The organism is Alkalihalophilus sp. As8PL, from assembly GCF_040939795.1.
GTDB classification, from domain to species: Bacteria; Bacillota; Bacilli; order Bacillales; family Bacillaceae_D; genus Alkalihalophilus; species Alkalihalophilus lindianensis.
Window position 1 is genome coordinate 2,976,462 of record NZ_CP162551.1, and the last position, 19,203, is coordinate 2,995,664.

Consider the following 19,203-nt stretch of genomic DNA (forward strand, 5'->3'; position numbering starts at 1 on the left):
ATGGCGGTTACCATCAAGGATGTTGCTAAGCTTGCTAATGTGGCTCCTTCAACCGTTTCTAGAGTAATTGCAAATAGTTCAAGGATTAGTGAACGAACAAAGGAACGTGTAAGAGAAGCAATGGAAGAGCTTGGCTACCATCCGAATTTTAATGCGAGAAGCCTTGTCAATCAACAAACGAATACACTTGGTGTGATTATCCCAAGCTCAGCAAAGATTGCCTTTCAAAACCCATTCTTTCCTGAGGTCATTCGTGGCATTACTTCTAAAGCATATCTTGAAAAGTTCGGACTTTATTTATCAACGGGTCAAACAGAAAATGAAATTCTAGAAGAAGTTAGACAAATGGTCCAAAGTCGACGCGTAGATGGCATTCTACTGCTTTATTCAAAAGTTGATGATAAGGTCATTAACTACCTGATTGAACAAGACTTTCCGTTTGTCTTAATTGGCCGACCATATGAAGCTGAAGCTATGAAGGTTAGTTATGTGAATAATGATAATTTAAAAGCTGCAAAAACAGTTACAGAATATTTATTGTTATTAGGCCATGAGCATATTGGATTCATTGGTGGGAATTTAGATTATGTGGTGACAAGAGATCATAAGGAAGGGTATCAACAAGCACTGCATAAAGCAGGGGTTGAATCCAAAAAGGAATATATCGTCTACTATGATGAAATACAAGAAGGTGGACAAGAAGCTGTTATCGAATTGATGTCGTTAAAAACGCCACCAACTGCTTTAGTCGTGGCTGATGACTTGATGGCACTTGGAGTGCTTAGAATGTTAGATGAAATGGAGATTTCTGTTCCTGAAGAGATGTCAGTCGTAAGCTTTAATAATGTCATGCTCTCGGAACTATCATCCCCTCCATTAACTACAGTGGATATTCATATTTATGAATTAGGCTTCCAAGCAACGGATTGCTTAATCAAGAAAATTCATGATCCAAAGCAACCTACAAAAAAGGTTATTGTGCCTCATAAATTCATCAAACGCCAAACTTGTCGTAAGCGTGTTACGCAGAAGGAAATCAGCTCTTAAGCTGTTCCTTCTGTTTTTTATTGTTATAAGGTTTTGAAGTGTTGTATAAGTGGTATATATGAGGATTGATACAATGCTTTCATTTAAGTGTTTCATTCAGTATTCTCAAAAGGCTATGCTATAATATGACTAAATGTAAACAGGAAGGAATTAGAAAATATGCCTCAAAGTAAAGCATTTCGCGTCGGAATAGGAATTGCACTAATTTTGTTAATCATCTACTTAGGTTCATTAGTTGACTGGATCTTTAAGCCAATCGTTGTACTGGTTCAAACTCTTTTTGCACCGATTGTTCTAGCGGGTGTATTATTTTATTTACTGCGACCATTTGTGAACCTTCTTTCTAAAAAAATGCCACGGAGTTTATCCATTTTAATCTTGTATTTAACAGCTATAGGGTTAATTACGACTTTAGTCTTAATAGTAGGTCCGGAATTACAGAGTCAATTTACGAGCTTAACAATGAATTGGCCGCAATTTATGAATGAAATTCGTGGCATGATTATTGCCGTTCAAGAAAATGAATACATATCACGTTTCCAGGAAAGTGAAAATTTTTCTCTAGAAGATATAACATCTAGACTTGAGGAATATTTAACTGGACTCATGTCTAGTATTGGATCGAATGTGGCTAGCTTAATTGGTATTATTGCAAATATTATTATTATCATGATCATCATTCCTTTCATTTTGTTCTACATGCTTAAAGAAGGGGAAAAAGCACCAAATCAAGTGATACGTTTGCTACCTAGAAAGCATCAAAAAGAAGGCGAAAGCATCTTATCAGATATGGATTATGCCTTAAGTTCCTATATCCAAGGTCAAATTATCGTTAGTATTTGCGTTGGGATTCTAGTGTATATTGGTTACTTAATTATTGGCATCGAATATCCACTTGTATTAGCGTTAATTGCGATGTTTACAAATGTTATTCCTTTTATTGGTCCATGGATTGGGACGTTTCCAGGTGTCATTGTCGGATTTCTGGATTCCCCATTTATGGCATTACTCGTAATTATAGTAGTGGTTGTCGTTCAACAAATTGAAAGTAACCTTATTTCTCCACAAGTAATGGGTCGGAAATTGGATATTCATCCATTAACGATTATTTTATTACTCCTAGTAGCGAGCCGCTTTGCTGGATTACTTGGTTTATTGTTAGCAGTGCCAACGTATGCCGTTGGGAAAGTAATTGTTTTGCATGTATATCGCTTATTCAGATTGCGGAATCGCCCAGTGGATTAATAGCACATGAAAGGTATGAGGTGAAAAATGAGTACAGAATTAAATGGAATTAAACAAGTTGGAACAGATGAATTAAAAGCAATGTTAAAGCATGAAGAATCTCCAATCATCATAGATGTTCGTGAGCATGATGAATACGAGGAAAGCCACATAAAGGGAGTGCCTCTAGTCCCGATGCATACGATTCCTCAACATTTAGACAACCTTGATCAATCGAAGTCTTATGTGTTTGTTTGTCGTAGTGGGGTTAGAAGCCAAAATGTTGCGTTGTATTTGAAGGATCATGGATTCAGGGATGTAAGAAATTACGAGGATGGCATGTTAAGTTGGGACGGAGAGCGTGAGATCGGTCTTGAATGGGTTGTCAGGGAAATAAAAGAATTATATCGGTAATGAAGAAGCACTGCGCATATCGGCGCAGTGCTTTTTAATGAGTAATCCTTTTTCTTATGGACAAACTAAGCCCACTGATTAAAGAAAGGGGGCTTACTTAGATGTGGACGATTTTAATTGTCTTGTTTATTCTCTGGATACTCGGGTTTAGCTTTGAAATTGCAGGAAACTTGATTCACATCCTGCTCGTGATTGCATTAGTACTCTTCATTTTCCGTCTTATCAAGGGTAGGAAGGCATAGTGTACTGATCTGAAGAACTCAGGTATTTCCTGGGTTCTTTATTTTAATTAGCTTGTGAACAAATTGAAAAAAATGAAGAATGTTGTAGGAAAAAAGGCTCTACTCTAGTAAACTATTGTAAATAGAGAATAATAATAGAAGTTGGAGGCATGAAGAGAATGAAATGGTTATTAGCCGCATTCATCATTACTTTTATATACATAGCTAATCCTGTTCACACCGAAGCAACTGAGGAGTCAAAAGTTTGGTTCTATATAGATGGGCAGAAACAAAAGTATGTCGGTGACCCCATCCTGCATAACGGAGATTGGTGGCTACCGTTGCGTCCCGTATTAACAGAAGCTGCTATGTTTAATCCAGAATTAAATCAAGGTTCGATAGATGTGCAAAACATAATGAGAGTGTTAAATGAGGAACGGAAAAGGGCTTTACTTGAGGAAGAGGAAGAGCCACGTGGTGAATGGGTAGAGCAAACAGGATATGATAAAGAATATGATGAAATCCTCTATTTTTTAGCTCACTTTACGTTAGATTTTATTCAGAACCGTGATGTGATTCGGTTATCAGATGTGGGTACATTGGGTTTTGACCATTATATTTATGAGGAGCAGCAGATCATTCATTTAAGTTCCCCTCATTTAATGACGATTGCCAATATCAACCTTGGAGAAAGACGCACTACTGTAAATAGTGTTTTACAAGGTATCCATTGGAATACTGGCTTTGGAGTAGAGGCTGATTATATTGGCTTCTACGGGGGTGAACATCAGTTGATCTATAGAGACCGTTATGGGTATGAGCGTATTGAGAAGGCATATGATATTCAAATCGAGATAATTGAGGATAGATTATCCCATATTTTTGTATCAGACTCTGCATATGAGACTTCAAAAGGAATAAAAGTAGGAGATCGTATGAACGAAGCAATTCGAGCATACGGAAATCAATTTATACGTGAGTCAATTGATGGTAAGCAAGTTGTTACATACGATGTGGAACTGGGGTCGATATGGTTCATTGCAGGTGCTGATCAAACAATTGAAAGAATTGGGTTTTGGGATCATCATTTACGTGGATTCGGAGAAATAGAGGAAGAATTGGAGACAGCAGAGGATGTAACGAATGAACACCTCTCTGCTGAATAATGAGTTTAAAGATGATCCGGCTCTTTTGAAGCAGCATGCTTTCCATGGCGAGCATTTTCTTCTGCTTGTCTATTTTTCTGAGCATTAATGGCATTTGAATCTTTTTTCTTCTTATTTGCATCACCGGTATGTGACATCATTTCACCCGCTTTCTTAGTTTGAAATTAGTATGTGCCATTTCAACAAAAACATGAATGATGTTTATATTATCGTTATAAGGGAAAACATACATTAACGATTTAGAAAAGGTGGGAGATCATTTTATGAAGAAGCGAACTTTAGTAGCAACTGTAGTAGCAGGTGTAGCAAGTGCAACAACTGTATTGCTGAGAGATGAAGAAAGAAGAGAGAAAGCGAAACGTCAATTCAAGCAAATGTATACGAAAGTGACTAATCAAAGAGCTGAAGAATCACCTGGTCAACCACAAGTCAAAGCAGGACACCCTGACCCTTATGATATAGAAGATAATGAAATGGTCAATGAAGGAGCGCTAACCAGCGTCCAAAAATACAATGAAAAACAACAAAATCAATAAATCAATATGAAGTCACCAATTTTGGTGGCTTTTTGTTTGTCTAACCTCCTTGAAGGGCAAGGTGGTAGAAAAGGAAACTCAGCTTAAATGTATATAGGATGAAATGTACTAGTAGGGGTGCTATAATTATGAAATCAATTTTAGAAGGAGTTTGATCGCATTGATTACAGTACAAAATGAAACCTTTCGAAACATTCCTACGTTACATGTAGTGAAGGCAAACCAAAAGAAAAACAACGAACTTCCAACGGTCTTTTTCCTTCATGGATATACAAGTGCAAAAGAACATAATTTACCAATTGCTTATTTGTTAGCTGAAAAAGGCTTTAGAGTAATCTTGCCCGATGCTATCCATCATGGAGAAAGAGAAGGAAGCATACAGGGTAAAAAAAGAGATGCCCTATTTTGGAACATCGTTCTACAATCTATCCAAGAAATTGAGCTTTTAAAAGAAGAGCTAAAAGAAAGATCGCTTATTCATAAAGAGCGTATAGGGATTAGTGGTACATCAATGGGTGCGATCACGAGCTACGGAGCTCTGTCTCAGTATAACTGGATTGATGCAGCTGTTGCTTACATGGGGACCGCTTACTTTCAATCATTCGTAAACGTACAAATTCAGATGCTAGAGGATTCAGGATACCCTTTAGATAAAGATGTGGTAAATAAAACATTACAAAAGCTTCAATCGGTTGATTTGTCACAACGGTTCGAATCTTTAAATGAACGCCCTCTATTTATTTGGCATGGTGAACAAGATGAGGTAGTACCTTATGATTATTCGAATACTCTCTATAAAGATTTGCAACACTATTACAAAGCGCAACCTGAAAATCTAAAGTTTCTAAGTGAGCCTAAAACAGCCCATAAAGTGTCGAGGGCTGCTACGTTAGCAGGAGTTAATTGGTTTTCAGAGCACCTTTTAACAGAACAGGTAAAGGCAACAGTATGGTGATCGAATGATAAATGAATTAAAAAAACTCACAGTCATTATTGTTTCGGCTTTTTTACTTTCGGTTTCATTGAATTTCTTCCTTATTCCAGCGAGTGTATTCGCTAGTGGTTTTACTGGAGTTTCTCAGTTGCTAGCGACACTTTTACCTCTTTCTACCGGTGTGATCTTATTTCTATTAAACGTACCTGTCGCCATTGTTGGTTGGTTGAAGATCGGAAAAAGTTTTACCGTTTATAGTTTCTTAAATGTTGTATTTACGACATTTTTCCTGGAAATTGTTCCTGTTACTAATTATTCTTCAGACATTTTACTTAATGCTGTTTTTGGGGGCGTGATTGCAGCGATTGGTGCTGGGATCACATTAAAAGTAGGGGCATCTACAGGTGGAATAGATATTATTGTATTGATATTATCAAGGCTTAGCGATCGCCCCGTTGGAATCTATTTCTTTTTATTAAATGGAATTATTGTGATTGCTTCAGGATTTCTATTTGATCCTGAAAAAGCGTTGTATACATTAGTTACTCTGTATGTAACTTCACGAGTCATAGATGCCATTCATACTCGTCATGTGAAACTGACTGCGATGATTGTAACGAAAAAGCCTGAAGAATTACGACAAGCTATCCATGAAAAGATCACTCGAGGAATTACGAGATTACCGGCTAAAGGAGGATACTTGGCCGATGAGAAAGAAGTTCTTATGACGGTGATCACAAGATATGAACTTTACGACTTAAAACATGTGATTGATTCGGTAGACCCTGAAGCATTCACGAATATCGTAGAGACGGCAGGAATATATGGGTTGTTCCGGAAAGAGTAAAGTAAAGGGGGAAGAAGATGAAGAAATTATTTTTCATACTTTTTATAGGCAGTATGATTGGTCTAGTAGGTTGCGGACAAACAGTCACAAGTCCTACGACGGAATCGGGTGAAGGAGAAGATGCTGCAGTGAATAAAGAATGGGTGGTAGAGGCTGAAGCCGAGCAAAAGGACAAGGACATTATTGTAACGATTCATATTACGAATCAAATGGAAGAAGCAGTGACCTTGGATTTTACTTCAGGACAGAAGTATGAAATTGTGGTAGTCAATGAAGAAGGGTCAGAAGTTTATCGTTTTTCTAACGAGATGATGTTTACAATGGCATTAACCTCGGAATCATTTGAGGTGGGGGAAACGAAGACCTACCAAGAAACAATTAATGCCGAGGGTTGGTCGACGGGTACCTACACTGTTTATGTAGATGTCACAGCTGCAGCTATCAATGGAGAAGAAACATCTGGAGATGAACAGTTTAAAGCTCAAACTGAACTAACGATTGAATAAGAAAAGAGGACTAAGCAATTATTGCTTAGTCCTCTTTTTATCTATCTTTTAAGCAAGTAGGCCCGTGGAGAAAAGGTTCTTGCTTTTCTTTTTATCCCCACTTTTTTTGGGCAGTATATTGGAGACTTTGTTTCATTTTTAACCATGTATCTGCTTGGTTTTCAGTTTGTTCTTTATTAATTGAGTGTTCTCTAGGAAGTAAGGATGGTTTTTTCGCTTTTCCAATCCAGTAACTTTTAAAAGGTTCTTCTAATTTAGTTAACATGAAACTTTGGCTCCTTTATTTAGCTGTCGTAAGTTGAATTAACTCAACGATCTCCTCGTTGGTTAGCTCAGTAACCTGGTTTTCCCCTGCTTGAAGTACTTGATCTGCTAGGGCTTGTTTCTGTGTTAGCATTCGGTCAATTCTTTCTTCAAGTGTACCTGTTGTCATTAATTTATGAACAGTTACATTTTTAGTTTGTCCAATTCTAAATGCCCGGTCAGTTGCTTGATTCTCAACAGCAGGGTTCCACCAACGGTCGTAATGAATAACATGATTGGCAGCAGTTAAGTTCAATCCGACTCCTCCAGCTTTTAATGATAAGACAAAAGCAGTTACATTCGGATCTTGTTGAAATCTTTCAATAGCCTCTTGGCGTTTTGGTCTAGTCAAGCTTCCATGGAGAAAGGGAACCTCTTTATAATAGCGGCGTTTTAATTCTTCTGTTATGTGGCGACCCATTTCTTTGTATTGAGAGAAAATAAGGACTTTCTCATTCTTTTGATGGATTTGATCAATTAAGTTAAAAAGCTCATCCCATTTTTTTGAGTCATGTTGGTGAACATCATCTGTTTTTAGAAATTGAGCTGGGTGATTACAGATCTGTTTCAATTTCGTCAGACTTTTTAATATTAAGGCTCGTCTTTCAAGTTGCGATACTTGTGTAAGCTTTGAAAGAATATCATCAACGACTGCTTGATAAAGTGCTGCTTGCTCAATCGACAAACTTACTTTATGAACCTGTTCGTGTTTTTCTGGTAATCCTAATTGCAGTACCTCATCTGATTTCTTCCTTCTAAGGATAAAGGGATAAATTAGCTGCTGTAACCTCTTTAGGCGATCTTGATCTTGATCACGTTCAATAGGCTTTATAAAGGAGTCTTGAAAATGTCTGAATGACCCTAAAAAAGAAGGGTTTAAAACATCTATTAAAGACCAGAGTTCTTTTAAGCGATTTTCAATGGGTGTCCCTGTTAATGCTAATCGATGCGTTGCCTTAATCTTTTTGATCGCACGTCTTTGTTTTGTATCGACATTTTTGATATGTTGAGCTTCATCTAAAACGAGTCCATTCCATGATACTTGTCCTAAAAGCTCCACATCTCTTACTGCTAATTGGTAAGAAGTTAAAATAATATCCCATTCAAAGTAGGAAGAGTTTTCTAAATCGGATAAGCGAGATTGCCCATGATGCACAAATACACGTGCTTCAGGAGCAAATTTTTCACATTCTTGCAGCCAATTATAAATGAGAGAGGTCGGGCAAATTAATAAAAAGGGCTTACGCTGAGACTTAGGTTGACTCTCTAGTGTATGAAGCATATAAGCAATAGTTTGAATAGATTTACCTAAGCCCATGTCGTCAGCTAAACAGCCCCCAAATCCAGTCCTTCTTAATTGGGCAATCCATGAAACACCTTGATGCTGGTAAGGGCGTAATTCCCCTTTTAATAATTCTGGAAGAGGGACGAGAGGTGGAACTTGATTGTATAAGGTCTCTAAAGATTTTTGCAGTGTTTCTCCCCAAGTGACATCCCATTCAATATCAAGTTCTTCTAGATCTAGATCCTCTGCTTCTTGATCCAGTTTAAGTGCTTCAAAGTAGGTTGCTTCATTTAGATGGTTCTGCAAATAGGATTGAAGTTTTGTCGCCAATTTCGGATCCCAACTTATCCATTCCCCATTGGCATATATAAATGGTTTACTCCCTTTAACAAATTGCTCGAATTGCTCTGCGCTTAGCGTTGATTCACCAATGGCAACTTCATATGTGAATGAGGCTAAACTTTGCCAATCTAATAATGGTTCGCTTGAAATCGTTTGATTGATTCCTTCCATCTTTAAATCGACTCTCATCTTTTTCTTTTCTTTCAACCACTTAGGTACAATGAGGTGAAAGCCGATTGATTTTAATAAAGGGTGGTGAGAAGTGAAAAGTTCATACGCATATTCAGCTTCGAGTTGAATAGTTGGTGAGGAGACAGTTAATTTTTCAAGTACAGGAAGACGCTGTCTCAGTTCTTCGATGTCTTTTTTTAGTTGACTAATTGGATTGCTCCTCCAAGGGTGTTCGCCACGTTCTAATTCCTTCATCTCAATGATTTGACTAGGAGAATGACGATCAACCACACACAAAGCGATACTCCATTTGCCATTTTCAGTATCTGGTTCTAAAAGGGCAATTGCTGATTTGAAAGGTTCCACTTTGACTGTGCCAAGGCGCTGACCAAAAGCTTGATCAGATAAGTGGATTATCGTATTTTCGGAATGGGCCAGTGCCTGAATAGATGGTTTAAGATCTTCGTCGACAGTGTCTACCCACTCTTGGTGAATACGCTTTGATTCAGGATCATTAAGTAGTGATCGAACGGCTGCATCACTGATTTGGTCAATCGCATATATCAATTCATCTCTTGTCGTATACGTACTTGTTTTTGATTGGATGTAAGCTGTTGTCGGTCTCAATGAGAAACTTACAGTAGGTAGTGCCTTTAACCACTCATTCAAACGAAAAGAACTCAATTTCCATTCTCCATTTGGCTTTGGTTGTATGTCCCCTCTTATAATAGAGGCTTTAATATCTTCAAATATTTCTAACCAATAGATAAAGTCCTCAGATAGCTCGATATCCTCTTGTGATTTCCATGAAGAGAATAGCTCCCATTGACTGATGACTTCATTAACGGTTAGGACTACACCTTCAATTGGAAATGAGTAAGTTTTCATCTGTTCTTGAGCTTGATAAATAGTCATTTTCCCTACAGGTGAGACAAACTCACGTTGACTTAGTGGAACATCTATGACTGCTTTTTCCATATCAACAAATGTTCCATAAAAACTAGTTGGATCATGTCTGAATAAAGCAAGCTTTAATTCAAAAGCAGGTATAAGAAAAGGATATTGGAAGCTGACAATTTGATCAAACTTGGAACGATTAAGTTTCTCTGCCCAAAGGAAAAAACGTCCTTCAAGCCAACCGCAATGTAACATGATTCGTTTATTCAATCGCTTTCAACTCCTCAACAAACGCTCGATACGTACGGTATTGCTTTTTCATTTTAGCTAGGTAATGGAAGAACCGTTCGCGCTCATCTAATTGATCATACACTGTTTTTAGAATACGAATGGAGGCGACTGCAGCCTCGTAGTGAACCCGTGATTTTTTTTCCACTAATCTTACGACAAACTGGTGATGAATTGGTTTTGCAAGACTAGGGTGATGGTCTTCAATTTGCTTTAATAGCTTTTTCTTTTCCTGATGAAGCCGTAGTGGATCATGTTCGTGAATAAGGAAATAAGTAGCTGCTTCCTCGTACCTCTTATATTCGTTTAGAATTCGTATATATGTAAGAGTCGATTCTGATTGATGAAGCGTTTTTTTTAGTTCCTCTGTTAATTCATCAATTAATGCCTGCTGTTCTTCAGCTGGTACATGAGTTAGTAGTGACTGGAAACGGTGAAAGCTAGGTGATAATAACCAACGTTTCCAAATGGCATTTAATTCATGAGTCGATTGACGCAAAGAGGCTTGCATTTCATCGGCTATTCCTTGTAAAGACCCGTACCCTCTTTCTGCACGATTAGGAAATAAGAACGTTAACCATTGTTGAATAGTTTGCCAGCGCTCTCGTTTTTTTAAGCAAAGAAAATGAGGTGTTACTTCTTGCTGACTAACTGGAATCTCTTTTTGTAAGAGAGCAAGAGCCTTGTTCTCTTTTCCTATTAACAATTGGATATAACTGTATGAGATTTTCGTTGATCTAGCATAATTTTGTTTTTGAAAAGCTTCTTCTAAGAATTGATTCATTTTTTCTAGTTGCCTTGGTGGAACGATATCTGCTAATTTTTGTACTAAATAAGGCCAAGGAGATTTTGTTAGATATGCATCATATACATAATAGAAGAGAACCTGTTCTATTATTTGGTTATAATCTTTACCCTCTGGGTCTAATTCATTAATTAAATCAGTGATTTCGTCTAGCAAAGAAGAGAAAAATTGAGAGAAACGTCTTTCATATTCGTCATGTGTATTAAATTGAATAGCTAATGATAAGATCCCTTTAATATATACAAGCACTTGTTTAATGTGAGTTGTGTGAGTTGGATGACCAATATGATCTTTAGTCTCCATCACAATTTGTTCAATTTGACTCTTGGTGAAATATCTCGATGTGACGAGCTTTTTATAGGTGGAAATCACCTGTTGCTCTAATTCCTTTTCTAATTGAGTTTCTGTATGTTTTGGAAAGTGGTTCACCCATCTTCACCCCATTTCATTCTAACGAGCATTCTTTTATTGTATCGCTTTAGACAACAGAATGAAAGGGGAGAGAGGGGGAGGAAGGTGAAGGAGTTAGAAGAATATGGTTAATGTCATCAAGATAAGGATGCTACTTAAAACAACAATAATTAAATTAGCACCAAGATATGCAACAAGAATCGCGGTGAGAGCACCAATTAAACTGAAATAGACATTTTCATGCGCAGTTAAAATCCCAGGGAAGATCAGTGCACCTAGTGCTGCATATGGTACATTTCTTAGAACCGCTTGAAGCCACGAAGGAAGTGGAAGGGTATCCATGAAAGTAAGTGGGAGCATTCGCGGGATATATGTAACAATAGCCATGCCTGCTATTAATAGAAACATTGTAGGTGACATTTATGAATCTCCTTTCTGAGGGAGAATATATTCAACCGCAAGTGAGGCGAATAGAGTTGCTAAAATAATGGACCATCCACTCGGTAGCATAATGGAAAAAAAACTATTTAAAACAGCGGCACTAGAAGCTAAGATAACGACTTTTCTTTGTTTTTTTAAGGATGGCATTAACAGAGCAATGAACATTGCATACAAGGCAATCGCCATACTTTGTTGAAGGGAATCAGGCAGAGCAGAACCTACCACGTAACCGATACCTGTATTAAGAACCCAACTAAAATAAGCCATAATAGCTACACCGAAAATAAACCCTGTTTTTACTTTTCCTTCCTGGGTTGACGTGACCGCAAAAACTTCATCCGTTAATCCAAAAGAGTAGCAGGCTTTTATTACAGGGTGAGCATCTTCTACCCGTTCATTCACCGAAGCGCTCATTAGTAAATGCCGGATATTTACAATAAATGTTGTAAAGATAACTTCAAAAGCCCCCGTGCCAATTGCTAGTAAATTTAGCGCCATGTACTGAGCCGCGCCAGCGAATACAAACATACTCATAGCCATAGCTTCTATAAAAGTTAAACCAGTACCTTTTGCTAACAACCCAAACGTAATAGCTGCGGGTAAATACCCAATTGCTATACTAGATCCAGCTAGAAGTCCGCGTGAAAATTCAGTTTTTTGATAACTGAGTACAGTTGAAGCCATTGTAATCTCCCCTATTTAAGAATTGTCATGGTACACTTATCACAAGATGACATCTTAAATTCGTATGTAATAATATATTATTGTATGCTATAAGATACAAATACACAAGGAGTTTTTAAATGGAAAAAGAACAACTATCTAAGTTAATCGGAGCCAGACTGAAATCATTAAGAGCCGATCGGGGCTATAGTCTTGATCAATTATCTAAGTTGACAGGAGTAAGTAAACCGATGCTTGGCCAAATAGAAAGAGGAGAGTCAAATCCAACTGTCGGGACTTTATGGAAGGTCGCAAAGGGCTTAAACGTTTCATTTACTTCCTTTCTAGAGGAGGAAGAAGAGGATGTTACAGTTGTGAAACGAGAAGAGATCGAACCATTAACCGGTCATGACGAAGGTTTTAGTGTGTATCCACTTTTCCCTAAGCCTTTGGATAAACCATTTGAGTTATTTTCATTTACATTAACTCCTGGTTATACCTATTGTTCGGATCCTCACCAAAAAGGGGTAGAGGAGTATTTAATCGTGGAAGAAGGAACCCTAGAATTACTAGTGGGGAAAAATTGTTACCAATTATCAAAAGGACAAGCTATTCATTTTAGAGCAGATGATATTCATAAGTATAAAAATCTAGAACGAGAAAAAAGCTGTATTGTAACAATGATGATTTATTACCCAACACAATAAATAAAAAAGGGAGTGAGCCCGATGTGGGAATTGTTACTAGTCATGCTAGAGCGACTTGGAATTATCGTTACAGTTGCCTTTTTGGTTACTCGCTTTCGTTTTGTACGTAATATTATTGAAGAGAAAAATGTTTCTACCATTCAGCGTGTTAATTTTATTTTGATGTTTGGTTTGTTTGGCATTATCGGGACATATACGGGGTTAACGATTAACGCAGAAGAAGGCGTCTATTCAAGATGGACTCTTTCTTTAGCAGATGATGAGGCGATTGCGAATGCTCGTGTCATTGGCATTGTTATTGCCGGGCTTTTAGGTGGATGGAAAGTAGGGGTTGGTGCAGGGTTAATTGCTGGTATACACCGTTACACATTAGGTGGATTTTCAGCCCTAGCTTGTGGAATTTCTACTGTCTTAGCTGGTTTAATAGCAGGCTATTTTTTTAAGAAGTATCGTAGGCGTCGAGTGGTCTCATGGCAGCTTGCCTTATCGATAGGAATGTTAGCTGAAACGGTTCAGATGCTGATTATTTTAGTCATTGCCAGACCCTTTACTGATGCTTGGGCACTCGTATCGAGTATTGGTGTACCAATGATTATTGCTAATGGAATAGGTACTGCTATTTTCATTCTTATAATCCGAAACGTCATCAATGAAGAAGAACGGATGGGCAAATTTCAAGCTGAACGTTCCTTTAGATTAGCCAATCAAACTTTAAAATATATGAGGAAAGGTTTGTCTAGTGAATCAGCAAAAGCGACATGTTCTATTTTATATAAAGAAATAGATGTTGCAGCCGTATCTATAACAAATCACAACACAGTGTTAGGATACGTAGGAAACGAGAAGGGAAATGAAGATAAGGCAATTAAAACACTTGCTACAAGAGAAGTGCTTCAAACGGGTGAATTAAAACTAGCTAATGAGTCTGATATGATTGGTCTTCACTTAGAACAGCCACTTCGAGCGGCTATTATAGCTCCGCTAATTCAAAATAATAAACCGATTGGAACGTTGAAGCTTTATTTCCAATCAGAAAAAGAGAGAACACCGACTACGGTCGAGCTTGCAAAAGGGTTAGCTGAATTATTAAGCGAGCAACTTCAATTAGCGTATGTCGATGATCAACTGGAGCTAGCGAAACAAGCAGAAATCAATGCTCTTCAAGCCCAAGTTAATCCACATTTCTTATTCAACGCATTAAATACAATCGTTTCGTTAATTCGAACAGATCCAGATAAAGCAAGAAAGTTACTCATCTCACTTTCACGTTTCTTCAGGCAAAATTTAACAGGTTTACAAGCTAGGGAAGCAACAATTGAAGAGGAGTTAAATCATGTAAAGGCTTATTTGCAAATTGAACAAGCTAGATTCAGTGATCGATTACATATTCAATACGAAATAGATGATGAGGTGCTTGGATTTCTTGTTCCGACAATGACATTACAACCGATCGTTGAAAATGCTATGAAGCATGGGTTAAAAGATAAGATAGGCAGATGCGAAATAACGATTAAGATAAAGAAGAACGATGGTCAAGTTTGTATGAGTGTAGAAGATAATGGAGTTGGAATAAGTAATGTAAGACAAAGCGAGTTATTAGAAGAACCTGTTCAATCAAAAACTGGTACAGGGATAGGCCTCTTTAATTTAAATAAAAGGCTTGAAATGATGTATCAAGATCAATTTAACATTAAGATAGACAGTGAGGAAGAGAGAGGAACTGTGTTTACTATATGTTTGAAACATATGGGCAGAAAAGAGGTACGTATATGAAAGAAATTAAAACAATCATAATAGATGATGAACCTCATAGTCGAGATGAATTACATCATCTACTTAGTGAACATATAGATATCAATGTGGTCGCAATGTGTGAAGAAGCCCAATCAGGCCTATTAGCCATTATGGATAAAGAACCAGATTTGGTGTTCTTAGATATCGATATGCCTAAAACAAATGGACTTGAATTAGCCTCTTCGCTTTCAAAATTAAAAAAGAAGCCAAAGGTTGTATTCGCTACAGCTCATGAGCATTATGCTGCCAAAGCCTTTCGTGTGCAGGCTTTCGATTATTTGCTGAAGCCATTTGATGAAGATGAATTAAGTGGAACTCTTAAACGTTACCGAGAGCAATGTCTATCAAGTACAAAGGATGAAGAGCGTACTAGTAAGATGCTTACTCGTCTTGCTATAGATGAAAATGATAAAATCAATTATATTGATCCCCAGTCTATTTTATATATGGCAAGAGAAGAGCGGGAAACCGTTATTCGTACGAAGGATAAAGAATACCGAGTACGAACGGCTTTAAAAGAATTAAAACAGAAGTTAGCAGGATATCCATTTGTTCAAACGCATAAAAGTTACATCATCAACATCGCTGAAATAGATGGCTTAATTCCATGGTTTAATGGTGCTTATCAAGTGAAGTTAAAGGGGATAAAGGATGAGGTTCCTGCTAGTAGAACTTATGTGAAGGCATTAAGGGAGAAATTAGAGTTATAGGAGGATTCTGAAAGTTATTAAACTTTTTAGCCAGAAGAATGCATCTTAAAATTATTAAAAAGCATGTCAGTCCTATATTTCGACATGTTAAACCGCTTACACTCCGTTTCTTGTGCCAAGCTGATACAATAGTCACAAGAAAACCTAAAGAGGTGAGCAGAAATGATAACGTTTGCAATATCAATTGTACTTTTAATTATAGGTTATTTCACATATGGAAAGTTTGTTGAACGGGTATTCGGAGTTAAAGAAGAGCGACCAACACCCGCATACTCACAGCAAGACGGTGTCGATTATGTCCCGATGGGCACAAAACGAAATTCATTGATTCAATTGTTGAACATCGCTGGGGTTGGGCCGATTTTTGGACCAATAATGGGTGCTCTTTATGGACCTGTAGCATTTTTATGGATTGTACTTGGTGCCATTTTTGCCGGGGCTGTACATGATTATTTAACAGGAATGATATCTATACGTAATAAGGGAGCGCATTTGCCTGAACTTGCAGGGAAATTCCTCGGAAAAGCAATGAAACATATTGTAAATGTATTCTCTGTATTACTTCTATTACTAGTTGGAACCGTTTTTGTAAGCGCTCCAGCCTCATTAATTGATAGTATTGCTCCTGGCTGGGTAACACTAGGAATGATTATTGCGGCCATTTTTATCTACTATGTCATTGCAACAATGCTTCCAATTGATAAAGTGATTGGGCGCGTGTATCCAATCTTAGGCGCATTACTTTTAATCAGTGCTTTAGGTATTGGTGGAAGTTTAATTGTCACTGGCGCACCTATTCCTGAATTGACGTTAACAAACATGCATCCAGAAGGATTGATGATTTTTCCTTTATTATTCTTAACGATTTCATGTGGTGCATTATCTGGTTTCCATGCAACACAATCACCGATCATTTCTCGTACTACAATGCGTGAGAAAAATGGACGTAGCATTTTTTATGGAATGATGATAACTGAAGCAATTATTGCGATGATTTGGGCTGCAGCTGCTATGAGCTTATTTCACGGAACAGATTTAAGTGCATTACTTGCAGCAGGTGGTCCAGGGGCAGTTGTAACGGAAGTTTCTATTACGATGCTTGGAGCAATAGGAGGGACTTTAGCCATAATTGGTGTCATTGTTCTACCGATCACTTCAGGAGATACAGCTTTCCGTAGCGCTCGAATGATTATTGCAGATTACTTTAAAATTGGTCAGAAGAAAGTGATGAACAGGTTTTATATTGCACTTCCTATGTTTGCAATTTCAATGTATTTAACGACGATTAACTTTGATATTTTATGGCGTTACTTCTCCTGGGCTAATCAGTCTACAGCAATGATTGCCTTATGGGTTGGTGCAATGTATTTAATTTTAGCTCGTAAATTGCATTGGATTGCCAGTATCCCAGCGGCGTTCATGACAATGGTAACGTTCACTTACATTGCGAATGCACCGATTGGATTTGGGTTATCAATAGAAGTTTCTTACATTGTAGCAGCAATTGGTACAGCCGTTGTTATTGTACTGTTTACCATGACTGCTAAAAAGCGTCTTTCGATGAATATAGAGATTGATGAAGTTGTTGAGAATCATCATTCAGCGGCATAATTAAATAATGAGTTTCCGAAAAAATGCAAGCACTCAATCGAGATGTGCTTGCTTTTTTCGTTGCTTAGTGGCAACGGATTAAATTTTAGGAGGATGCTTACAATAATTGTTCTACTTGTTCACGTCTTTGGAGAAGTTTTTTAAGCCTTCTTTTATGAGACTCTATTTGCGAATCATCTTGGTCAAGTAATGCCTCGTGAAGTTCCATTAATACATAATCAATCTCTAGATTCATCATATTAAAAATAGTTTTAGGCTCAAGGGATTTTCCATCATCTTTGTATTGAATCATAGATCCATTTCGATTCATCATTACTTTTTCACTCCCATCAATTTCAATCATAGATTCAATGTCACCGGCTTGATACGACGTAATGTAGAGAGGACCTTCAGTTACACGTTTGACAATAGCGTTTCCACGTTCACGTTGAAGTAATTTCTCAAGAGCACTGGCTAGGACATCATCATAAATGTGAAGACACTCGGCAGAAAGCGTGAGAAATTCTGTGTTGCGAATGAAAGGAAGTTCATGAACGGAGTCCTCAAGTTCAATCAATAGATAGATCGTCTTAGAATCGTATCGCCAAAACAGTGAATAATGGTGACTCATCATTCTTTTAATAAATTGATGGAGTGCTGGCTTAGTTAGCTCAATGTATACATCTGAAAATTCAACATCAACAAACGCTTCTCTCATTATTGTCCACACTCCTTCGCGAGCTTGCGGTAACCAATTTTTAAGGTTGCTACATCATATGTTGAATAGTCAGAAAAAAGAAGCAATTAGCCCAGTTTCTCCATAAATGGGCGTAGGTAGCAATACAAAAAAACTGATAGGAGTTATCCTCCTACCAGTCTAAAATCGAAACCCATATCGTTTTGAAACAATGTCATAAAAACCTAGTGAATTATAGAGAGCTTTTGTAGCTTCATTATTGATGCCAGTCTCAAGTTCGATCCCTTTAATCTTCTCTTGCTCAGCCCAGTAAATAATTTTGAGAAGTAATTTTTTGGCGATACCTTGATTCCGGTGTTCTTTGTGCACATATAAATCGTTTAACCATATATAATGTCCACCCTTATCCATGCTAATCCCGACATTAAAAAAAGCTGCGCCAACAAGCATATGATCTTTTTCAGCAACAAAGATATGAGCTTGTGAGCCATCTTTTAAAGCTAGTTGTATAGAAGACAAAAGTTGTTCGTAAGGATTAGGTGCCCACATTGATTCCATTTGTCCCATTAATAAGTCAGCAATCCGATGTTGCAATTCATCATCTGCATCTTTTGATATTTCATAAACCTTAACCATGATCCGCTCCCCCTGCACATTAATACGTGTTTGACCACTATAGCGTAACATAAAAAAAAGAAGGAGAATAGTAGATAGCTAGTTGATTGCGGTAATAAAAAAAGAGCACTAATTGAGTGCTCTTCTTTCACTAGGTGATCATCTATTCAAATTGACCCATAGTGGTCAGGTTATGAAGCTGAGATTGCATCTGACCAAGTTGTTCCTGTTCGGCTGTACTTGAGTGGTGGAAAGCTGAATTTAATGCATTTTTCGCTCGTTGAATTTCTTTCTGAACGGCTTCTTTTTGAATATCTGTCTCAGCAGCAAGCGCAAGCAATTCTGCTCTGGCCACTGCTTCACGCGCTTCTTGATAGAGCATGTTCCCCATTAACGATCACCTCGCTGCTGGTTTCTTTCCTGTGATTGCTCTTTGGATTTCATGCTTGTTAAACCTTCAGTTTCATTTGCAGGTTGTACAGCATCCTTACCTTGTTGAATTGCTCGTTTTGAGCGTGAATGTTTACTCATAACTATCTCTCCTTTGGCCATAAGAATTCTGTCATAACTTGTCCAAAGAAGGCGTTAT

23 protein-coding genes are annotated in these 19,203 nt (G+C 37.6%); 13 read left to right on the plus strand and 10 right to left on the minus strand.

The window, feature by feature from the left end; all coding sequences use genetic code 11:
* The 5 genes from AB3N04_RS16390 to AB3N04_RS16410 all read left to right on the plus strand — a co-directional run bounded on the left by AB3N04_RS16390 (position 1) and on the right by AB3N04_RS16410 (position 4,072).
* Positions 1 to 1,047, plus strand: coding sequence for a LacI family DNA-binding transcriptional regulator (locus AB3N04_RS16390; RefSeq protein ID WP_368503729.1), 1,047 nt, complete (start codon positions 1 to 3; stop codon positions 1,045 to 1,047).
* Positions 1,048 to 1,206: 159 nt separating this feature from the next.
* Positions 1,207 to 2,292, plus strand: a complete 1,086-nt coding sequence (locus AB3N04_RS16395) for an AI-2E family transporter (protein ID WP_368503730.1) — start codon at positions 1,207 to 1,209, stop codon at positions 2,290 to 2,292.
* A 27-nt stretch (positions 2,293 to 2,319) separates the two neighbouring features.
* Positions 2,320 to 2,685, plus strand: a complete 366-nt coding sequence (locus AB3N04_RS16400; RefSeq protein WP_368503731.1) for a rhodanese-like domain-containing protein — start codon at positions 2,320 to 2,322, stop codon at positions 2,683 to 2,685.
* Positions 2,686 to 2,786: 101 nt separating this feature from the next.
* Positions 2,787 to 2,927, plus strand: a complete 141-nt coding sequence (locus tag AB3N04_RS16405; protein WP_368503732.1) for a lmo0937 family membrane protein — start codon at positions 2,787 to 2,789, stop codon at positions 2,925 to 2,927.
* Between the two features lie 158 nt (positions 2,928 to 3,085).
* A complete protein-coding gene (locus tag AB3N04_RS16410; RefSeq protein WP_368503733.1) occupies positions 3,086 to 4,072 on the plus strand; it encodes a hypothetical protein in 987 nt (328 codons plus the stop codon).
* 5 nt (positions 4,073 to 4,077) lie between these two features.
* Here the strand turns inward: AB3N04_RS16410 and AB3N04_RS16415 are convergent, their stop codons facing one another.
* Positions 4,078 to 4,212, minus strand: coding sequence for a DUF3941 domain-containing protein (locus tag AB3N04_RS16415; RefSeq protein ID WP_317122187.1), 135 nt, complete (start codon positions 4,210 to 4,212; stop codon positions 4,078 to 4,080).
* A gap of 123 nt (positions 4,213 to 4,335) precedes the next feature.
* Here AB3N04_RS16415 and AB3N04_RS16420 point away from each other — a divergent pair, with 123 nt between their 5' ends.
* From AB3N04_RS16420 to AB3N04_RS16435, 4 genes are all read left to right on the plus strand, one after another.
* Positions 4,336 to 4,608 carry a hypothetical protein gene (locus tag AB3N04_RS16420; RefSeq protein ID WP_368503734.1) on the plus strand — a complete coding sequence of 91 codons (273 nt, stop codon included), beginning with the start codon at positions 4,336 to 4,338 and terminating at the stop codon, positions 4,606 to 4,608.
* Between the two features lie 160 nt (positions 4,609 to 4,768).
* Entirely contained in the window at positions 4,769 to 5,563 is a 795-nt protein-coding gene (yjfP, locus tag AB3N04_RS16425; protein WP_368503735.1) for an esterase, read from the plus strand.
* Positions 5,564 to 5,567: 4 nt separating this feature from the next.
* The gene (locus tag AB3N04_RS16430; protein ID WP_368503736.1) at positions 5,568 to 6,389 is read left to right on the plus strand and encodes a YitT family protein; all 822 of its coding nucleotides are present in this window, start codon (positions 5,568 to 5,570) and stop codon (positions 6,387 to 6,389) included.
* A gap of 17 nt (positions 6,390 to 6,406) precedes the next feature.
* Positions 6,407 to 6,895 carry a BsuPI-related putative proteinase inhibitor gene (locus tag AB3N04_RS16435; RefSeq protein ID WP_368503737.1) on the plus strand — a complete coding sequence of 163 codons (489 nt, stop codon included), beginning with the start codon at positions 6,407 to 6,409 and terminating at the stop codon, positions 6,893 to 6,895.
* A 91-nt stretch (positions 6,896 to 6,986) separates the two neighbouring features.
* Here the strand turns inward: AB3N04_RS16435 and AB3N04_RS16440 are convergent, their stop codons facing one another.
* From AB3N04_RS16440 to AB3N04_RS16460, 5 genes are all read right to left on the minus strand, one after another.
* Positions 6,987 to 7,160 carry a hypothetical protein gene (locus AB3N04_RS16440; RefSeq protein WP_368503738.1) on the minus strand — a complete coding sequence of 58 codons (174 nt, stop codon included), beginning with the start codon at positions 7,158 to 7,160 and terminating at the stop codon, positions 6,987 to 6,989.
* Between the two features lie 15 nt (positions 7,161 to 7,175).
* On the minus strand, positions 7,176 to 10,163 hold the full coding sequence (locus AB3N04_RS16445; protein ID WP_368503739.1) for a DEAD/DEAH box helicase: 2,988 nt from the start codon (positions 10,161 to 10,163) through the stop codon (positions 7,176 to 7,178).
* The gene (locus AB3N04_RS16450) at positions 10,156 to 11,415 is read right to left on the minus strand and encodes a hypothetical protein (RefSeq protein WP_368503740.1); all 1,260 of its coding nucleotides are present in this window, start codon (positions 11,413 to 11,415) and stop codon (positions 10,156 to 10,158) included. The genes AB3N04_RS16445 and AB3N04_RS16450 overlap by 8 nt, the downstream gene beginning before the upstream one ends.
* A gap of 96 nt (positions 11,416 to 11,511) precedes the next feature.
* Positions 11,512 to 11,817 (minus strand): AzlD domain-containing protein, encoded by a 306-nt coding sequence (locus AB3N04_RS16455; protein WP_317122195.1) that lies wholly within the window; start codon positions 11,815 to 11,817, stop codon positions 11,512 to 11,514.
* Positions 11,818 to 12,522, minus strand: coding sequence for an AzlC family ABC transporter permease (locus AB3N04_RS16460; protein WP_368503741.1), 705 nt, complete (start codon positions 12,520 to 12,522; stop codon positions 11,818 to 11,820).
* Positions 12,523 to 12,641: 119 nt separating this feature from the next.
* On the opposite strand from AB3N04_RS16460, the gene AB3N04_RS16465 reads away from it, so the two are divergent.
* From AB3N04_RS16465 to AB3N04_RS16480, 4 genes are all read left to right on the plus strand, one after another.
* Positions 12,642 to 13,208, plus strand: coding sequence for a helix-turn-helix domain-containing protein (locus AB3N04_RS16465; protein ID WP_368503742.1), 567 nt, complete (start codon positions 12,642 to 12,644; stop codon positions 13,206 to 13,208).
* Positions 13,209 to 13,229: 21 nt separating this feature from the next.
* On the plus strand, positions 13,230 to 14,981 hold the full coding sequence (locus AB3N04_RS16470; protein ID WP_368503743.1) for a LytS/YhcK type 5TM receptor domain-containing protein: 1,752 nt from the start codon (positions 13,230 to 13,232) through the stop codon (positions 14,979 to 14,981).
* Positions 14,978 to 15,712 carry a LytR/AlgR family response regulator transcription factor gene (locus AB3N04_RS16475; protein ID WP_368503744.1) on the plus strand — a complete coding sequence of 245 codons (735 nt, stop codon included), beginning with the start codon at positions 14,978 to 14,980 and terminating at the stop codon, positions 15,710 to 15,712. The genes AB3N04_RS16470 and AB3N04_RS16475 overlap by 4 nt, the downstream gene beginning before the upstream one ends.
* 162 nt (positions 15,713 to 15,874) lie before the next feature.
* Positions 15,875 to 17,323, plus strand: a complete 1,449-nt coding sequence (locus AB3N04_RS16480) for a carbon starvation protein A (protein WP_368503745.1) — start codon at positions 15,875 to 15,877, stop codon at positions 17,321 to 17,323.
* Between the two features lie 97 nt (positions 17,324 to 17,420).
* On the opposite strand, the gene AB3N04_RS16485 is transcribed toward AB3N04_RS16480, so the two are convergent.
* From AB3N04_RS16485 to AB3N04_RS16500, 4 genes are all read right to left on the minus strand, one after another.
* Positions 17,421 to 18,020: a hypothetical protein gene (locus AB3N04_RS16485; RefSeq protein ID WP_368503746.1), complete on the minus strand. Its 600-nt coding sequence runs from the start codon at positions 18,018 to 18,020 to the stop codon at positions 17,421 to 17,423.
* 159 nt (positions 18,021 to 18,179) lie between these two features.
* Complete coding sequence (locus tag AB3N04_RS16490; RefSeq protein ID WP_368503747.1) at positions 18,180 to 18,635, minus strand: GNAT family N-acetyltransferase; 456 nt, start codon at positions 18,633 to 18,635, stop codon at positions 18,180 to 18,182.
* 142 nt (positions 18,636 to 18,777) lie between these two features.
* Positions 18,778 to 19,005: a DUF3813 domain-containing protein gene (locus tag AB3N04_RS16495; protein WP_368503748.1), complete on the minus strand. Its 228-nt coding sequence runs from the start codon at positions 19,003 to 19,005 to the stop codon at positions 18,778 to 18,780.
* Positions 19,005 to 19,145 (minus strand): hypothetical protein, encoded by a 141-nt coding sequence (locus AB3N04_RS16500; RefSeq protein WP_317122204.1) that lies wholly within the window; start codon positions 19,143 to 19,145, stop codon positions 19,005 to 19,007. The genes AB3N04_RS16495 and AB3N04_RS16500 overlap by 1 nt, the downstream gene beginning before the upstream one ends.
* Positions 19,146 to 19,203 lie beyond the last annotated feature (58 nt).